Annotated in this window: 17 protein-coding genes; 12 read left to right on the top strand and 5 right to left on the bottom strand. The window is 41.3% G+C overall.

The genetic code is table 11. The features are described 5' to 3' along the window. Positions 1 to 56 precede the first annotated feature (56 nt). From AC58QM_RS20870 to AC58QM_RS20860, 3 genes are read left to right on the top strand one after another with little or no spacing between them, the layout of a single operon-like run. Positions 57 to 1,382 (top strand): spore germination protein, encoded by a 1,326-nt coding sequence (locus AC58QM_RS20870; RefSeq protein WP_497286778.1) that lies wholly within the window; start codon positions 57 to 59, stop codon positions 1,380 to 1,382. Then, positions 1,379 to 2,479 carry a GerAB/ArcD/ProY family transporter gene (locus AC58QM_RS20865; RefSeq protein ID WP_497286777.1) on the top strand — a complete coding sequence of 367 codons (1,101 nt, stop codon included), beginning with the start codon at positions 1,379 to 1,381 and terminating at the stop codon, positions 2,477 to 2,479. The genes AC58QM_RS20870 and AC58QM_RS20865 overlap by 4 nt, the downstream gene beginning before the upstream one ends. Further along, complete coding sequence (locus tag AC58QM_RS20860) at positions 2,476 to 3,573, top strand: Ger(x)C family spore germination protein (protein ID WP_497286776.1); 1,098 nt, start codon at positions 2,476 to 2,478, stop codon at positions 3,571 to 3,573. Before AC58QM_RS20865 ends, AC58QM_RS20860 begins: the two co-directional genes overlap by 4 nt. A gap of 3 nt (positions 3,574 to 3,576) precedes the next feature. On the opposite strand, the gene AC58QM_RS20855 is transcribed toward AC58QM_RS20860, so the two are convergent. From AC58QM_RS20855 to AC58QM_RS20840, 4 genes are read right to left on the bottom strand one after another with little or no spacing between them, the layout of a single operon-like run. Next, positions 3,577 to 3,777, bottom strand: a complete 201-nt coding sequence (locus AC58QM_RS20855) for a hypothetical protein (RefSeq protein ID WP_497286775.1) — start codon at positions 3,775 to 3,777, stop codon at positions 3,577 to 3,579. Continuing rightward, entirely contained in the window at positions 3,774 to 4,871 is a 1,098-nt protein-coding gene (locus tag AC58QM_RS20850; protein ID WP_497286774.1) for a GerAB/ArcD/ProY family transporter, read from the bottom strand. Before AC58QM_RS20850 ends, AC58QM_RS20855 begins: the two co-directional genes overlap by 4 nt. A gap of 10 nt (positions 4,872 to 4,881) precedes the next feature. Next, on the bottom strand, positions 4,882 to 6,069 hold the full coding sequence (locus AC58QM_RS20845; RefSeq protein ID WP_497286773.1) for a Ger(x)C family spore germination protein: 1,188 nt from the start codon (positions 6,067 to 6,069) through the stop codon (positions 4,882 to 4,884). A 28-nt stretch (positions 6,070 to 6,097) separates the two neighbouring features. Further along, complete coding sequence (locus AC58QM_RS20840) at positions 6,098 to 7,540, bottom strand: spore germination protein (protein WP_497286772.1); 1,443 nt, start codon at positions 7,538 to 7,540, stop codon at positions 6,098 to 6,100. Between the two features lie 265 nt (positions 7,541 to 7,805). Here AC58QM_RS20840 and AC58QM_RS20835 point away from each other — a divergent pair, with 265 nt between their 5' ends. From AC58QM_RS20835 to AC58QM_RS20795, 9 genes are all read left to right on the top strand, one after another. After that, the gene (locus tag AC58QM_RS20835; RefSeq protein WP_497286771.1) at positions 7,806 to 8,627 is read left to right on the top strand and encodes an alpha/beta hydrolase; all 822 of its coding nucleotides are present in this window, start codon (positions 7,806 to 7,808) and stop codon (positions 8,625 to 8,627) included. 65 nt (positions 8,628 to 8,692) lie between these two features. Then, complete coding sequence (locus AC58QM_RS20830; RefSeq protein WP_497286770.1) at positions 8,693 to 9,724, top strand: NADH:flavin oxidoreductase/NADH oxidase; 1,032 nt, start codon at positions 8,693 to 8,695, stop codon at positions 9,722 to 9,724. A 38-nt stretch (positions 9,725 to 9,762) separates the two neighbouring features. Further along, entirely contained in the window at positions 9,763 to 10,443 is a 681-nt protein-coding gene (locus tag AC58QM_RS20825) for a Crp/Fnr family transcriptional regulator (protein ID WP_497286769.1), read from the top strand. Positions 10,444 to 10,690: 247 nt separating this feature from the next. Then, positions 10,691 to 11,098: a MarR family winged helix-turn-helix transcriptional regulator gene (locus tag AC58QM_RS20820; RefSeq protein WP_497286768.1), complete on the top strand. Its 408-nt coding sequence runs from the start codon at positions 10,691 to 10,693 to the stop codon at positions 11,096 to 11,098. Positions 11,099 to 11,206: 108 nt separating this feature from the next. After that, on the top strand, positions 11,207 to 11,953 hold the full coding sequence (locus AC58QM_RS20815; protein ID WP_497286767.1) for an SDR family NAD(P)-dependent oxidoreductase: 747 nt from the start codon (positions 11,207 to 11,209) through the stop codon (positions 11,951 to 11,953). 261 nt (positions 11,954 to 12,214) lie between these two features. Beyond that, positions 12,215 to 12,673, top strand: coding sequence for a cupin domain-containing protein (locus tag AC58QM_RS20810; RefSeq protein ID WP_497286766.1), 459 nt, complete (start codon positions 12,215 to 12,217; stop codon positions 12,671 to 12,673). Positions 12,674 to 12,838: 165 nt separating this feature from the next. Next, the gene (locus AC58QM_RS20805; RefSeq protein ID WP_497286765.1) at positions 12,839 to 14,434 is read left to right on the top strand and encodes a spore germination protein; all 1,596 of its coding nucleotides are present in this window, start codon (positions 12,839 to 12,841) and stop codon (positions 14,432 to 14,434) included. Continuing rightward, on the top strand, positions 14,431 to 15,603 hold the full coding sequence (locus AC58QM_RS20800) for a Ger(x)C family spore germination protein (RefSeq protein ID WP_497286764.1): 1,173 nt from the start codon (positions 14,431 to 14,433) through the stop codon (positions 15,601 to 15,603). The genes AC58QM_RS20805 and AC58QM_RS20800 overlap by 4 nt, the downstream gene beginning before the upstream one ends. After that, a complete protein-coding gene (locus AC58QM_RS20795; protein WP_497286763.1) occupies positions 15,600 to 15,830 on the top strand; it encodes a hypothetical protein in 231 nt (76 codons plus the stop codon). Before AC58QM_RS20800 ends, AC58QM_RS20795 begins: the two co-directional genes overlap by 4 nt. On the opposite strand, the gene AC58QM_RS20790 is transcribed toward AC58QM_RS20795, so the two are convergent. Next, the gene (locus AC58QM_RS20790) at positions 15,819 to 16,919 is read right to left on the bottom strand and encodes a GerAB/ArcD/ProY family transporter (RefSeq protein ID WP_497286762.1); all 1,101 of its coding nucleotides are present in this window, start codon (positions 16,917 to 16,919) and stop codon (positions 15,819 to 15,821) included. The two genes, AC58QM_RS20795 and AC58QM_RS20790, sit on opposite strands and share 12 nt — an antisense overlap. Positions 16,920 to 17,027 lie beyond the last annotated feature (108 nt).

The raw sequence follows: 17,027 nt of genomic DNA, 5'->3' as shown, positions 1-17,027 counted from the left end.
CATAAAATCCCTTCAGTTGGGCATAATTCAGAAATTACGTCCAAAGAGGGTTGGTCATGGAAAAGCTATTAGAGCAAATTAAAAAGGAATTATTTCATACGGATGATTTAAAGATAAGGGCGTTTGAAATTGAAGGAAAAGAAGCTAATTTGATTTATCTTGAAACACTTTGCGACGTCAAAAAACTAGAAAAAAGTGTATTCAAGCAATGGTTTGAGACCAACTCGAGCGCTTATGAGAACCTGAACATTGCTCAACTGCTAACGACAACAAATGTTGAGTCCATTAACGAGATTCATGATGCGATAAAAGTGCTTATGAAAGGTAACGGACTTATCGGGATTGCCGATTCAGATGTACTCTACGCGTTTAACGCGGAACAATCCAATGTTCGCTCTATCCAGGAACCCATTAATGAGCTTTCGATCGTTGGCGAACGAGCAGGATTTGTGGAACATTTAAACGTGAATTTGAACCTTATTAGGGTTCGTGCATCCTCAAATAAGTTAATTATTCGGTATTTTTTTATTGGTAAAGAAGCGAATCACAAAGTTGCAGTTGTGTGGATCGAAGGAGTCGCAAATGAGGGGATCGTGCAAGAAACGATCAATCGCATATCCAGCTTTACATCCAAGACAGAAGTCCATCCAGGTAAGCTTCAACATCAATTGACAGCGAGACGATCGATTTTCCCTCAAATATTCGGTACGGAAAGAGTAGATACAACTTCGAGCTTATTGATGCAAGGCAGAGTTGCGGTATTATGCGATCAAAGCTCAACTTGCTTAATTGTGCCCGCTTCTTTTTATACGTTTTTAAAATCAGTCGATTCGATATTACTAGGTCACACAACCGCTTGGATTCTACAAAGCTTAAGGGCAATTGGATTATTGCTCAGCTTATATGTTTGCAGTGTTTATATCGCGACGGTGACTTTTCATCATGAAATATTACCCGCTAAAATGACCATTAATATCAAGAGTTCATTGGAAAATGTACCTTATCCACCAATTATTGAGGCTATCATTATGATCTTGATCTTTCAATTGATTGCGGAAGCAACAATTCGATTACCCTCGCAATTGGCCCAAATGGTTGGCGTTGCTGGCGGGATCATCATTAGCGAATCGCTTGTGAAAATTGGTTTCGTATCGAATGTATTCATTGTCATTGTTGCATTATCTATGATTGGGTCATTCATGATTCCAACCTATCAAATGCGAATATTCGCCTTGGTCGCTCAATTCATCCTGTTAGTCGGCGCTTCGATTCTTGGTTTCTATGGCATCGTTTTCGTTACGATTGCATTACTTATTCACTTCTTATCTCTTGAGCCATTCGGTGTACCGTACAGCATGCCTATAAGGAGCAATGCCAAATGACAAAGCAAGTGCTGAGGATTGCTCCTATTCAGCTTTATTGCATGTTGCTGCAAGCTCAGTTCGGCTCTGCGATCATTTCAATTGCAAGTGAAATTAATACGCAATGCGGTACTAGTGCATGGATTGCTTGTTTAATCGGAGGGGGCATCAATAGTCTCTTCGTTTATTTCGTTTGTCTTGCGGTAAGTAAGTCGCCAAATGCCAACGTGTTTCAAGTACTCATGCAGCGTCTTGGCAAAGTATTCGGTCGATTTTTGTTAGCCCTGTTAGCTGGGTTTTATGCCATAATCGCTTACTTAATTTTAGCTAATTGGATACATACCACGAATCTATGGGCTTACGATAGAACCCCTAATGGGGTTCTGCTGTTTATTTTTATCACGATATGCGTTTATATCATGGTGCAGCCCATTACCGTTTATGCCAGATTTGCCGTTATTACAACGTGTTTGGCTCCCATTTTCGTTATTTTTGCCCTGTACTCGGTAAAAGATTGGAATATATATAACATTCTGCCGCTAATTGATGGAAGCCCATTAAGGTTATTCCATGGGGCAAGCATCGTCATATGGGCGTTAGCCGGAATCGAAATTTTGCTTATCTTACCTCAGTATGTACAACATCTAGGTTCTCAAAAAGTATTGCGAATCGCTATGTATAGCAACGGGACAACCGTCTTGTTCTATACGTTTAGCGTGTTTTCATCTACGATATTGTTCGGTAGTGACATGCTTAGCTATATCCGAGAACCTCTGTTATATCAAATGAAAGCTATTTCGTTCAATATTATTGAACGGATGGACCTCATCGTCATCTCGATCTGGATCCTCTTCGTCATGACCTCATTTTATTCCTACTTAATGTTGTTCGTTTCGTCTATTTCAGCGATGTTAAAGAAAAGGGAGACGCCGCTCTGGTTATCTATCAGTAGTGGCGGATTGTTCTTTATCGCTGGTATATGGCCTTTTACCGCCGATCAACTAGACTCCCTTTATAACATCATGAAGGATTGGGTTACAGCTATGTCATTCCTATTCATTATCGTAATCGTAGTGATTATTAAAGCTTTTGGGAAGAAAGGATGGCAAGAATCATGAAGCTATTCCGTATATCATTTTTGATTATCTTGTGTTTGTGCCTGTGCGGTTGTTGGGATCAAAGAGAATTGAAAAATATTCGCATGGTGCACACAGCAGGTATCGATTTGCTCGAAAACGATTTCATTCGTTTAACTGTCTCCATACCTACTGTCAAAACTTCAGTTGAATCACAAGGGAAGGTTGTTACTCCGAAAGTTAGTGGCGAAGGCCATAGTGTTCAAGAGGCTAGCATGAATTTACAGCGGATCGTGTCACAACATATGGATCTTCGCGAAACACGTATTCTCCTAGTCAATAGTCAATTGGCTGAGAAAAATTTGTATGAGGGTTTGGACTTTTTCTATCGAGAGGCACATTTTCCTATCAATGTATACATTGCCGTTACTGATCCATCAGCTCAAAAGATTGTACAACTTGATATCGAGGACCGCTCTCTAATTAGTGAATACTTGTATGACTTGCTTATTAGCGGGGAGGAGGAGGGGTTAATTCCGACAGAATCTCCTTATTTAATTACGCAGATCATGTTTGCTGAAGGAATTGACAACGTTCTACCTTATCTGTCCCAATCCACAATGAGAAATCGCGCAAAAATTGATGGTGTAGCCCTGTTTCATAATACCTCCATGACGGGGAGATTGGACGAAACACATGCCAGAGCTTATGTTCTCTTAACGAATAAGAGAGTCTATGGGGCAGTTACTGAACAAGTTGGTCCTAATCAATCCTTTGCTACATTTACCTATGGCACTACGAATCATTCCATTCAACTACACACAAACGGGCCGATTCAAGCAGATGTTTATGTCAAAATGAACTGCGAATTGATCGACAACCCATCAGGTGTCCGATTAAAGAAAGCGGATCTAGAGCTAATGGAACACCAACTAGGGGAAATCTTAACAAAACGCGCAGATGAATCGCTTCTTAAACTACAGGAGGCAAATTGCGATGGGCTTGGCATAGGTCTTCGGTTAAAAGGACTACATCCGAAGCTATGGAAGACGCTTGATTGGAACAAAGAATTTACCAATATTGATCTGCATGCACATGTGAAAGTGCGAATTGAGAATCATGGATTATTGAATTGATAGTTACATGACCTTATCAATCATCCAACCAATCATTTTATTCGTATCGATAGGATGATCGATGAGGATACTTGCAAACAACAAATAGCCAATTGTGGTTAACACCACATTGATTATTTTTTCACGCGTTGATGTGTGCACTCGCATCATGGACCAAAAAGATAGAATCAAGTAAATAAGGTAGATCAGGGTGATTAGAATCATACCGTGTGCATCCGTTTGAATTGATCTTTTCTGATCCAAGAAACCACGATGAGAAGCAACGGGATTACGACAGCAAATAAAGAATCAAAAGCAAAGGAATATTGGTGATCCCAATTCATATTCTCTATAACATTATCAAATAACAATGAAATAGGGAGTATGATCCCGATTAGTGATAGGGAAGTGAAGGTTCTGTTTTTTAGTCCAAATAGCTGACTTATGCCAAGAACCGAACAATACATCGCGATAGAAAGTTTTATCGAAATAGCTAAGAACCAAATAAATACAACCACGACCTCCATGTGATCCAAAAAAAAGGAGAATGGCAGCTCTTGCGCTAACGTGAACAACGGATACATTAAATGAGATGATCGATAGCTGCCAACAATACCTAGTACGAAAAAGACGATTAAACTGAGAATAATCGCCGCTACGCCAATTCCCATAAGAAAGGAACTTACAAGTTTCTTCCTTACAAATGGAAAGAACATAATGAGACATACCGCTTCACTAAAAGGAAAACCAAGAATCTCCTTCGTGTTGCGTAAAAGTGTGATAGGTCGGAATACTTGTGCGGGTCCAAAATTTGCCCAATCCCAACCTTTTAACATGAGAAAGAATACAATCCAAAAAGCAATAATTAATATCGGGGTTAAAGATTCGTTTAGCATGGCTATTGATTCGGCACCTTTTATAACTACATAAGCAGAAACAAGTAGAAACATGAGATGAACGATTTCAATTGGTGTTCTCATGAGTATATTCATCTTGATAAAATCACCTAAATTACGTACGACCCAGGCAGCAAGTTGTATAAAAAGAAGGATATATAAGCCTGCGAAGAAAAATCCTACTTTGCGGCCGAGAATTTCTATGCAGATTTGGACTATGCTTAATCCGGGGTGTCTCCGGGATAAATGAAGCCATAGCGTAGCAATAAGGATGCCATAAATTCCGCCTCCAAGCGGTATAATCCAGGCATATTCCTTAGCGGCTGTAATCATGCCACCTGGACGGATGAAGAACGATGTTCCGAGAACAAAAGAAATGGTAAGTAGGAACATCTGCCAAGCTGTTAGTTGCGCATTTTCCATAATCTAAACGCTACCCCTCTCTGCGGTAGGAAGACTTGATACGTCCAAACCACTTTACTTTGAGATCAGCTGACAGACTGATATCCGTTTCTTTCCATGTCGACGCGTCAGCTTTATAGATGGACCATTTCTTACTGTGCATGCGATCAATTTGATCCTGAATACCAAGCAAATCCCAGTTCTTTTCCTTTGTAAATTGTACGAATTGCCTGCATTTTTTTTCGAATTCTTTATTCGCCATTTGTTCAATTTCTACATAATTGAAAGAATCCGCAGCGTCCATAGGCCTATTGTCCAACATGAAACGCAGTGATGATTTTATTTTTAATTGGAGCTTCGTTTTATCTCCCTCAATCTTTAAACTTCGAACCACTTTCGTATCCCCAAGGAACACCTCAATGTTTCCTTCAGGGTGGGGGAGCGTAAGTAAAAATTGATCCACTTTATTATTTAATAAATTGTTTAAATTGTTCGTTTGATCATCAATTTTGCCAATATTGTGGTCCTGAAGAAAGACGGTTCCACCGCTTATCATAACACTGCTAGCCGGAGCATTGATTTCTTCTAGCTTAGAGAACTGAGTGTTCGGTTTGGTATTCATTAGCTTAACATTAGGTACGACGAAAGGTTGTTTCCGCGAAAGAAAATTAATGGCATCACGCGCGCGTACAGGCACATAACTGCCATTTACTTTGTTTTGAAGATCCACCATGGCTTGCATCGCCTCACCTGGGATACGATCCAATGGGACCACGGTATTCATTATTTTATCCAAAGGATCATCCGTAATTAAACAAAATCCGGTTGAACGCCTAGTCGGGTTACTTTCCGTCCAGTCTAGAATTTCGCGGTAATATTTCATCGCATACCGATGTGTCATAATATAGACTTGAACCTGATTCGTGAAAACGAAGCGAGGGACTTGATTGTTTGCAAATATACTGAATCCTGAAACCGCTTCAATTTCTTGTATGGCTTTGTAGGTGTAGACAGAAGCTTTAGCAGCTTCACCAGACTTGCCGCCTGCCCCAGTGGGATTGACAACTTGAAAGTAAACAATTCTTTTGCCTGTATCAGGATCGTAATCAATCCCAATAGCATCTACGATTGCCAAATTATTAATTTCTTTCTTGTCCCAGCATCCCGTCGTCAGTACGATTAGTATAAAGAACACTACGGCTAATTTCTGGGGTTTCATGACAGGCTCTCCTTGTCCCGAATCGAGGTTAAGGTTGACGTTTTGAAAAAGAACGGTCATTACGTTTCATTTTAGGTCGGGGTACGCGAATCAACGTGTCTTTGAATTCTGCTAAATGCAGTGGAGCGAGCGGTGTAAAGTATTTGACACCGAATGAACGAATAGACACTAGATGAGTAAGCAACACGAGTACGCCACATGTAATGCCGAACATCCCAACAATACCTGCTAAGATAATAAAACTGAACTGGATGATGCGCTGTGCAATCCCAAAGCTGTAAGAGGGAGTCACAAAATTTGCAATAGCCGTGATGGAAACCACGATGACCATAGAGGCAGACACAAGTCCTGCTTCAACTGCCGATTGTCCTAGTACTAGCGCACCTACAATGGAAATCGCTTGTCCAGCGATTCGAGGCATCCGAAGCCCAGCTTCTCGCAGAATTTCAAAAGTGCCGAGCATAATCATCGCTTCTAAAAATGCTGGAAAAGGAATGCCTTCTCGCTGTGAGGACAAACTGATCAAGAGAGAAGCAGGAAGCACTTCTTGATGAAATGTGACAAGCGCGATGTAGACGGAAGGGACGAAAATGGCAAGCAAAAAGGAAAACATCCGCAGCCAACGAATCAAAGTTGCGATATCCGCTCGCTCATAATAATCTTCCGGCGAATTAAATAATTGAAAAAAAGTAATGGGACCAATTAATACACATGGCGTACCCGCGGTAATGATACAGAATGAACCTTCTAATAAGTGTGCTGTTACGACATCAGGTCTTTCCGTCGCATACACTTGTTGGAAAGGTGTCCATGACGTATCTTGAATGCACTCTTCAATATAGGAACTTTCTAAAACGCTATCCGTTTGAATGGTTTCCAGTCTACGTTTGGCTTCAGCAATAATGGCAGGGGAGGCCTTATTTTGCAAATAGACAAGGTATACGTCCGTATGGGTTTCTTGACCTATCGAAAGTTTGCTGTAAGTTAAATGACTCGACTTCAAGCGCTTGCGTACCAGAGCTAAGTTCACTTTAATATCTTCCGTAAAACCTTCCTTAGGTCCACGGATGGTCACTTCATTTACGGGCTCAGTTACACTTCGAAAAGGGATGTTAGAGAAATCCAAAGCAAACGGTTTACCTTCACCAAGTGGGACGAATAGGATAAAACCATCTAGTACATATTTGAGTCCTGTTTGCCCGGTATCCACCGATTGCAAAAAAGAACTAGGCATCTTGTTCGTGAGAACGCTAGTTAGCTGTTCGAAATTGGAATCAGATTCAAGTTTAATAAGCGGTTGTAAGATGAATTCTTCAAACCGTGTTTTATCCACCAAGGATTCAATATAGAAACAATGAACACCCTCATGCCCGATAACAGGTAACAAGTGCTGGTTAAAGTCAGGGGAATGACCAAGAGCATCTGTTATATAAGAAATAATGGCATTCGTCGAAACAGAGGGGGGACTCATTAGCAAACCTCCTCATTAATTAGAACCCAACATGATTGTTAATATTGGTAAAGCTAGGGTTATTTATACCCCTAAGAATTTAATGTGTGTGGGTTACATAACACCAAACAAACGTCGGCAAAATGTCGACGTTTGTTTTTATGTGACAAAGTTACGGTTCGTTTGAATCAACCCTGATATGATCGTAACTGTGAGAAGCACCAAGCACAAAGCAAAGCAAGATGCAGAGTAAATAAATCATCCAAACATCAGGGGGGATTTGAATATGACAATCAATACGATTTTGACTAAAAAACCAGTTATTCTTTTCATACATGGCGCCTTTATGACTCCGGATAGCTGGACTCCAATGAGAGATTATTTCATTAAGCAAGGATTTGAAACTATGGCTCCCGCCTGGCCATACCATGCCCGCAGTATTGAAGAACTTAGAAATAACCCTTCAGGTGAACTTGGTAAACTTGGCTTGGCGGAGGTCGTTGATCATTATGTCCGAATTATCAAGGCATTACCGGAAAAACCAATTCTAATTGGTCATTCCTTTGGCGGTTTGATTACTCAAATCCTCATGGATCGCAACTTAGGAGCCGCGGGTATCGCGATTGACCCAGCTGCTTCGAAAGGGATCAACGCTGGGGCTTTCAAGACGGCTTCAAAGTCGGTAGCATCCATCCTATTGAAGCCTTGGAGAAAGACCGTTAGCCTAACGTTTGAGCAATTCCAATATGCTTTTGTCAATACCATGTCATTAAACGAACAAAAAGAAGCCTTCAAATATGCAGTTCCGGAAACGACTAGAATATTTTTTCAAAGCGCATTTGCTTCCTTCAATTCGAATAGTCCTCTAACGGTTAACTTTGATAACGGTAATCGAGGACCACTTCTAATCATTGCGGGTGAAGCGGATCATATCGTGCCTGCCGCGATGGTTAAGAAAAATTTTCAGCTCTACAATCAAAACTCTGGAGCAACAACTCAGTTCATTGAATTTCCCAAACGGTCACACTGGATCATAGCCGAAAAGGGATACGAAGAAGTTGCCGATCACATAATAAACTGGATTCAGCGAAACAGAACCCATGCTTAAACAGCTATGATGAGGCTAAACAAATAGGATTTACAATATAAAAAAAAATTAAGGGGATGTAATAAATGAAACATTTATTCACACCATTTCAAATTAAAGGACTAGAATTGAAAAACCGCGTGGTGATGCCTCCGATGTGTCAGTATGCCGTAATGAATAATGACGGAATCGTAAACGACTGGCACTATAACCACTATCTAAGTCGTGCAATCGGTGGCACAAGCTTGATCATCATTGAAATGACAGATATTGAGCCGGATGGACGAATTACGAATCACGACCTTGGACTTTGGTCAGACGAGCACATTGCTCCTTTAAAACGTATTGTCGATGCGTTACACCAATACGGTGCTAAAGTTGGCATTCAGATTGCCCATGCGGGTCGTAAGGCCGAAGATGCGGAAGTGCCAGTTGCACCTTCTGCCATTCCATTCGATGATAAATCGAAGACGCCGCGCGCATTAACAACAGAAGAAACGAAGCAAATGGTTGAAAAATTCCGTTTGGCTGCAGAACGCGCGATTAAAGCTGGCGTAGATACCATTGAGATCCACGGAGCTCACGGTTACTTAATCCATCAGTTCCAATCAGCGTTTACGAATAAACGTACAGATGAATATGGGCAAGATTTGACGTTATTTGGTCAGCAAGTCATTCAAGCTGTTAAAAGCGTAATGCCGGCTGATATGCCGCTTCTCATGCGGATTTCTGCAAGAGAGTATGTCGATGGCGGTTATGGTTTGGAGCAGAGCATTGCATTTTCTAAAGTGTATAAAGATGCAGGCGTGGACGTTTTCCATGTCAGTTCCGGAGGAGAAGGCCCTATTCTAGCCCATGGAAGACCCGGTACACATGTAGCGTATCAAGTCCCTATGGCAAGAGAAATTAAGAACGCTCTAGGCGTTCCGGTCATTGCGGTAGGACGGTTGGACGAGCACGCATTAGCTAATGCTGTTATCGGCAACGAAGAAGCGGATCTCGTGGCCGTAGGTCGCGGTATGTTAAGAAATCCTTATTGGGCTCTTGAGGCAGCTACCAAGCTCGGTAAAGAAATCGCAATGCCTGGCGTCTATGGCATGGGATTTGGAGTGAGGTAACTGAGAAAACAACGCAATGACTCAAGGAGTTGAAGCGGTTGAGTTCAAATCTATCTGAATATTTACCAGTAATCTATTCAAAATTCCCCAGTCTGGCTGACATATCAGATCAGGATTGGGATCAAGTCGGCATTAGAGTCGTAGAAATGGAACCCAACTATACAATTAAAGAAGGTCAATTGTTAGAGTATGCCTTTTTGCTATTGGATGGGACAGTCCGAATGTACAAATTAAGTGCCAGCGGCCGAGAATACACACTATACAGAATACACAGTGGGGAATGTTGTCCATTGATGTCTTCAAGTATATTATGCGAAGCGGAATATGAAGCTTCCGCTTGCGTAGAGACGACAGGCTTAGTGCTGTTGATTCCAGTGGATATTTTCCGCCATTGGACAGATCACTACCAGATGTTCCGCCAGTTCATTTTTAAATCATTCGCTAATCGAATTCTGATTATGTCCAATCTGCTAGACAGCATCAACTTTAAATCTATTCGTGGGCGAGTTTCGGAATTTCTTGTTCTATTGGCTCAACAAGGCGATGAATCCGAACCGCTTCACATTACCCATGATAGTATGTCCGTTGAGTTGGGGACCGCACGAGAGGTAATTAGCAGAACATTAAAGGCGCTAGAGAAGGAAGGTATTATTCAACTTTCTAGAGGGAAAATCATGATTAAAGATCTTAACGCGCTCGAGCAGTATGTGGAGTCATAAATAAGGATCAAATCTAAATAGCCAACTCATCATGAAATACACCTCCAATTGTTAGATAGATGCTAACAATTGGGGGTGTATTTTACTTATAAGGACAGAAATAATAATAGTTAGTATTTGGAAAACGCTCTGACTTGACATGTGAATGAGATAATCGTATTGTTAATGGGTAAACAGTTAATTAATTAACTATATGGAATGGAGGTTTTATCATATAGAAGAATGGAAACCATTTGAGCAATCTCCGTTGCCAGTCCATGTTTTTCTGACACTCTACAAAACGAATCATCATGTGGTTCAACAATTAGAGGAGCAACTCGCTAAGTTCGATTTAACCTTGGGACGGTGGTGTGTGCTAGTTGCCCTTAAGTCTAGTGGGAGAGCAATGGTTCCATCAGAAATAAGTGATGATCTTGCTGTCACTAGGGCGAATATTAGCAATTTATTGAATTCTTTGGAGAAGGCAGGGCGCATCCAAAGAAATTTAGATCCGAGCAATCGAAGACGGATTCTTGTTAGTTTAACGCCAGAAGGTCATGATATGATTCTGCAAGTTTGGCCTGTCTATGAACAAACAATTGCACAGAGTGTGGGGAATAAACTTACCTATGAAGAACAAAAACAGTTGGAACTGTTGTTGAAAAAATTGGTGTAGTCATTAAATTCTGTCCTTCACGGACAGGCTTCCGCAATAGTTAATCAATTAATTATTAGTTAATTAATGAATGTGTAGATATAATTATATAACAAAGGAGTTTTGAACATGTTGAAAAATAAAGTTGTCATTATTACAGGTGGAGCAGGTGGTATCGGGCTAGCTGCGGCTCGTTTATTTGCTGCAAAAGGAGCAAAAGTGCTTATCACCGGACGTCAAATCGCACCTTTGGAAGAAATAACTGCTAGCGAGCCGAACATTAAAGCATTTGTCGCAGACGTTAGCGATCCGGAGTCGGCAAGCAAGACGGTTGCTGCTGCTATTGAACATTGGGGACGCCTAGACATCGTCGTGAATAATGCAGGGGGTGGCGTTATCCAGCCTCTCGCCGATGTAAGTGCGAAATCGATCAATGATATTTTCGCTGTCAATGTTATGGGGCCGACTTTGTTAGCCGCTGCTGCCATCCCACACCTCGAAAAAACAAATGGATCCATCATTAACATGTCGAGTACGTACGGAAGTAAAGCGGCGGCAGGTTTATCCCTATATGCTTCAAGTAAGGCAGCAGTGGAACATCTGACTCGTTGTTGGGCTCTCGAACTCGCTCCGAAAGGCATTCGCGTGAATGCGATTGCTAGTGGACCCGTTGAAACTGCTTTCCTTCGAGATCGTATGGGACTTAGTCATGAGCAGATTAATGAAGTGAAGGAACAGGAACGCAAGATGATTCCATTAGGGCGTCGCGGCGTGACAGATGATGTTGCAAGTTGGATTGTTCATTTGGCTGATAGAGACTCAAGCTGGATCACTGGACAGATTATTGGGGTTGATGGCGGACTCGTTATTTCATAACTTACTGAAAATAGAAGTAGAAAGAGCCGCGTACATCGCGGCTCTTTCCATTCCCACGAATTGGATCGAGGATCCGATTGACACCTCACACATCCTAATGCTAGGATAATACATGTCCTAAACATAGGATTCATCAGATAGAGATAATTAATAGTAGGATAAGAGGGAAGCCCACCAACGTATAGGAGGGATGAACCCGAACCAGAATCAGCAATAGCTGCAATAATGATTTCATTTATTAATTTTAGGAGGCCATTCGTTATGTCAACTGTATTGGATATTATGGGTCCACAAATTCAATTTGTAACGGATTTGTCAGCAAACAAAGATTATTCTCTTATGAAAGCTGTGGTTCCACCAGGTGTTATCGTTCCTGTTCACAGTCATGAAGATCCAGAAACGTTTGTTATTCTTCATGGGGAACTTGAATGTTTCACAGAAGATAGTTGGGAAACAGTTAAGGCAGGCGATAGCGTTGATATTCCGGGAAATGTGAAGCACGCATGGAGAAATTCCTCAAATGAAACGGTCTCTTTGTTGGTAGCTTCTACAGTGAAAATGGGGGAATTTTTCAATGAAATTGGACGCCCAGTGGATACTGTGCCTCCAGGGCCTCCTGCCCCAGAAGTAGTAGGCCATTTTATTCAAGTAGCCATTGCTTATGGGTACTGGCTCGGAACGCCTGCCGATAATGCTGCCATTGGTATTAAGTTAGGATAAAGCAATCATCGCAATTATGAATAAAGATTAACCAAAATGGAAATCTGCTCTTGGGCAGGTTTCTTTTTTTGCGTTGCAGCAGAATACGTGAACACGATCTTCCGAATATTTTTGGTGAAATAATGGAAAATTAGCTGTATTAGTATTTTTTAGGAGGCCCACTCAGTGAAATGGTTTAGGAAATGGCTACACACGAAACCTGGGTATCCCATTATACCTGAGGATCATTTATCTGAAGAAGAGCACTCTAAGTTAACTACAGATTTAGAGCACAATGAATCTATTTTTAGACATATATTCCAAAAAAGTGATGATATCGTTTTTCGCAAAGTTCAAATGTGTGGACAAAATCATTGGCTGATCATCTACTTTGAAACGCTTGTTGATGAAGTTCTGATTGACGACTATGTATTAAAACCGATGATTGCCAAATCGGACAAACAGGAACATGTCGTTATTGAAAAAACAGACGAGTTGGATGATCATATTATCTCAAATGGGTGGACGTGTGTTACTTCCAAAGTAAGTGAAATTGTCAACCAAGTGTTAAAGGGACAAGCAGCTGTTCTTACAATTGGGAACAGTGAAGCCATGATGGTCAAAGTGAATAGTAAGTCACAACGAAGTCTTGAAGAACCTTCATCTGAACCTGTTATTCGTGGTCCTAGGGATGGTTTTATAGAAAATCTCTCCACGAATATTGGATTAATTCGCAGCAGGCTTAAAACGCCAAGACTTAAGTTGGAATGCTTTACGATTGGTGAACTTACCCAAACCCAAGTTTCCATTATGCATATCGCTGGTATTGCTTCTGAAACGATTATTGAAGAAGTACGACAAAGGGTATCTCGGATTCAAGTTGATGGAATTATTGATTCTGGGTATGTGGAGGAATTTATTGAAGATAGTCCTTATTCACCTTTTCCACTTGTACACAGTACGGAACGACCCGATGTTGTTGCAGCCGAGCTATTAGAAGGGAAAATAGCAATTATCGTCGATACCTCTCCATTTGTACTTGTTGTTCCCATGACATTCTGGACGGGTCTCCAAGCAAGTGAGGATTATTATGTTCGCTGGCCAATTGCAACGTTTGTACGGTGGATTCGTTTCCTGTTCATCAGTATTGCGATATTTGCTCCTCCACTATATGTGGCAATAACGACTTTTAATCAGGAAATGATTCCTACCAATCTAGTGTTAAGTATTGCCGCCTCTAGAGAGCCCGTTCCTTTGCCAGCTGTAGTTGAAGCTTTCATCATGGAAATTATCTTTGAAGCCTTACGGGAAGCAGGGATTCGATTACCGAAACAGATTGGACAAGCGATTAGTATAGTTGGGGCATTGGTTATCGGTCAAGCGGCTGTACTTGCGGGCATTATTTCCGCTCCAGTCGTTATTATTGTCTCTATTACGGGGATTGCCGCGTTTACGATTCCTCGTTATAGCTTTGGAAATGGCATCCGCTTGCTACGGTTTCCAATGCTATTTTTGGCCGGAACACTCGGACTCTATGGCATTGTCATAGGGTTTATGGCCATCGTGTTACATATCACATCGCTTCGATCATTCGGTATCCCCTATTTCACTCCGGCAGCACCGATGACTTTCACGGAGTTAAAGGATGTCTTCATCCGGGCGCCGATATGGGCGAAGACACAACGGCCACTAACTACAGCAGCAAGTAACCCGGTCCGTGAGCCTGCAGGTCAAAAACCAAGCCCAGAAAATGCGACAAAAGGGAAAGGGAGTTCAGAATGAAACCATTCCTTTACATTGGTTTGCTATTTACACTATTAACCACAAGTGGATGTTGGGATCGTACCGAAATTAATGATCTTGCCTTCATTATGGGGACGGCATTTGACATAACGGATGATGGGGAATATATCTTATCACATCAAATTGCGATTCCTTCATCCTCCCAAGGAGGGCCAGGAAGTGGTGGAAGCAGCAATGAGAAGTTTTTTGTGATATCTGCAGTTGGTAAGAACATTAATGAAGCGTTCTATAGGCTCCAGAAGAAGAGTTCACGCAGGTTGTTTACGGCACATCGCGTTGTTATTTTTATAGGTGAGAGGTTATCAAAAAGCGGTATTGCAGATATTCTGGACATCTATACGCACGATTCGAAACAACGTTTAAAAACGTACATGATGGTGGTTAAGGGGGGAGAAGGGCGGGACATCTTGAAAGTGAAATACCCCTTTGAACAAGTGCCCAGTGAAGCTATTAAAGAAATGGAAGCTTTAAATAGCGAATTAGCAATCACATTGCGTGACTTTTTTCTAGCTTCATCTGGAGAGGGAATCAGTCCCGTATTGGGAGCTATAACACCTGATGGTATAACAGAAGGTTTAAAGGAAGACCATATATTCAAGCTAGCGGGATCAGCCATTTTCAAGGATTTTAAGTTAGCTGGGTTTCTAAATGAGAATGAAACCAATGGGTTCCTATGGATAACCGATCGAATGAAGCATGGCAGTCTTAACGCCAGCTTACCAGAAGCTGATGGCACGGTGGGGATGATTCTGGCAAAGACGAATCGAAAGATGACCACGCAGATCACAGGTGATAAGGTAACATTCAAGATACAACTGCAAGGAGAAGGAAACATTTGGGAAAACAACACAAACTTAGATATTCGCAAGCCACATAATATTAAACTTGTACAAAAGGCGTTGGAGAACTCCGTCCAAAAACAAGTCAAAGATGCCTTATCTAAAGTTCAGTCGCAATACAAAGTTGATAGTGTGGGGTTCGGCCGGGAAATTTACCGCAATAAGCCGAAACAATGGAAAGTGTTGAAAAATCAGTGGAATGATAGGTTTCCAGACGTGGACGTTTCTCTTGAGGTGTCAATCAATATCTTAGGCAGCGGGATGGCGGGTCCTCCTTTACACTTGGAGAGAAAGGAAATAAAAAAATGATTTTAAGCGCAATCGCCTATATTGGTGTCCTGCTTGTATGGTCATTTGTTAGAATTCGATCTTTCCTGAGTATGCAAAAATACAAAGAAGCGGCTGTATTCGGGATATTAATCGGCATATCGTCAATAGTCGGTTCCTTATTAATGTTTCGGGTCAACGTGCCTAGCATTGTTGACCCGTTAAAAATTATTTTTGAACCCATTGGGACTATGCTGTTACAGCAGTGAAGGGTTCACTTTTCTTTTCATCGTGTCGATCATGAGAAGTAGTAGTGGGATAAGACTTTGCGTGACAAAACCAGCGCTTGGGTAAATCAACGTCAGATATGTTTGAAGTTCTGCACCATTTTTAAATACCCAGACAGATCCAATGAGGCCGAGTAGGGTTACCGGTGCAACGAGATCACGATAATTTTGGATACGGAAAATCTGGCTTATACTAATACATAATATAAACAACGAAACGGATACTTTTGAAAAACTTCCAATAACCCATATCATGACTGCGATTGCCTCTAGTCGTTCAAATGAACCTTCAATGCCAATGTATTGCATGACACTTAAATACGAATAGTTCAGTTGCCCTGTTAATGAACCGAGAACCATAATCGCCGATATGACAACGATAAAAACAAAAATGAAAATAGCTAAAAGGGCAAGTAAAGAGACCTTGAATGCCTTTTTCGGCTGATTCAAATAAGGGAGAAGCCAACCCAAAATAAACAATTGATTCATAAATGCGCCTCCTGGTAGGATGGCTCCTTGTAAAACCGGCAATATTCCGTTACCCAGAATAGGCTTTAGCTGTTCGGGATCTACGGCCCCAATCGTTAATATTAAGAGAGGAATCAGGAAAATCAATTTCATTGGTGTTAAAAACTCCGTAGCTCTTCCTATGACTTCTATTCCCAAATAAACGGCCAGACCGCAAAGAATTAGCAATGTCAGACTACCTACAATGGACGGACTTCTTGGTAATAACAGTGCTTTAATGAAAAAGGTATGTTGGATCGTCATAACCGAAAGGGACAAGTACCAAAAATAAATATAGTATAATCCCAGGCATGTTCCTAACCATTTCCCAAGGATTTTTTGACTGTATTGGATGATGGTCAAACCAGGATATCGTTTCGAAAGTAGAATCATCACCCAAATACTCAACAATCCGGTCAACGTAGATGGAATTACCGAAATCCATGCATCCTGCATGGCATACATCGCCATCAATCCAGGAAGCGTTAAGATGATGGTAGAAGCAACAAAAGAGAATAGAATAATTCCAAACTGCTTAACCGTGATTTGTTCAGTAGGCTGCATCTTCACCCTCCCTCTCCTAACCTCACAGAGGTTGCTCCAAGTATTGACTTTTCGATACAAATTTATACAAAAAAACCTCGTAGAATGCTACAATTCTCATGTAACCAT

The organism is Paenibacillus sp. J22P165 (genome assembly GCF_059692015.1).
Note: the sequence above shows the minus strand (reverse complement) of the source record. Positions and strands in the feature narration are given on the sequence as shown.

Excerpts from the sequence above, each read along its gene's own strand:
- AC58QM_RS20855 (WP_497286775.1), bottom strand. The coding sequence starts at position 3,777 with ATGATTCTAATCACCCTGATCTACCTTATTTACTTGATTCTATCTTTT.
- AC58QM_RS20845 (WP_497286773.1), bottom strand. The coding sequence starts at position 6,069 with ATGAAACCCCAGAAATTAGCCGTAGTGTTCTTTATACTAATCGTACTG.
- AC58QM_RS20810 (WP_497286766.1), top strand. The coding sequence starts at position 12,215 with ATGTCAACTGTATTGGATATTATGGGTCCACAAATTCAATTTGTAACG.
- AC58QM_RS20815 (WP_497286767.1), top strand. The coding sequence starts at position 11,207 with ATGTTGAAAAATAAAGTTGTCATTATTACAGGTGGAGCAGGTGGTATC.
- AC58QM_RS20865 (WP_497286777.1), top strand. The coding sequence starts at position 1,379 with ATGACAAAGCAAGTGCTGAGGATTGCTCCTATTCAGCTTTATTGCATG.
- AC58QM_RS20795 (WP_497286763.1), top strand. The coding sequence starts at position 15,600 with ATGATTTTAAGCGCAATCGCCTATATTGGTGTCCTGCTTGTATGGTCA.
- AC58QM_RS20850 (WP_497286774.1), bottom strand. The coding sequence starts at position 4,871 with ATGGAAAATGCGCAACTAACAGCTTGGCAGATGTTCCTACTTACCATT.
- AC58QM_RS20840 (WP_497286772.1), bottom strand. The coding sequence starts at position 7,540 with ATGAGTCCCCCCTCTGTTTCGACGAATGCCATTATTTCTTATATAACA.
- AC58QM_RS20870 (WP_497286778.1), top strand. The coding sequence starts at position 57 with ATGGAAAAGCTATTAGAGCAAATTAAAAAGGAATTATTTCATACGGAT.
- AC58QM_RS20790 (WP_497286762.1), bottom strand. The coding sequence starts at position 16,919 with ATGCAGCCTACTGAACAAATCACGGTTAAGCAGTTTGGAATTATTCTA.
- AC58QM_RS20830 (WP_497286770.1), top strand. The coding sequence starts at position 8,693 with ATGAAACATTTATTCACACCATTTCAAATTAAAGGACTAGAATTGAAA.
- AC58QM_RS20835 (WP_497286771.1), top strand. The coding sequence starts at position 7,806 with ATGACAATCAATACGATTTTGACTAAAAAACCAGTTATTCTTTTCATA.
- AC58QM_RS20860 (WP_497286776.1), top strand. The coding sequence starts at position 2,476 with ATGAAGCTATTCCGTATATCATTTTTGATTATCTTGTGTTTGTGCCTG.
- AC58QM_RS20800 (WP_497286764.1), top strand. The coding sequence starts at position 14,431 with ATGAAACCATTCCTTTACATTGGTTTGCTATTTACACTATTAACCACA.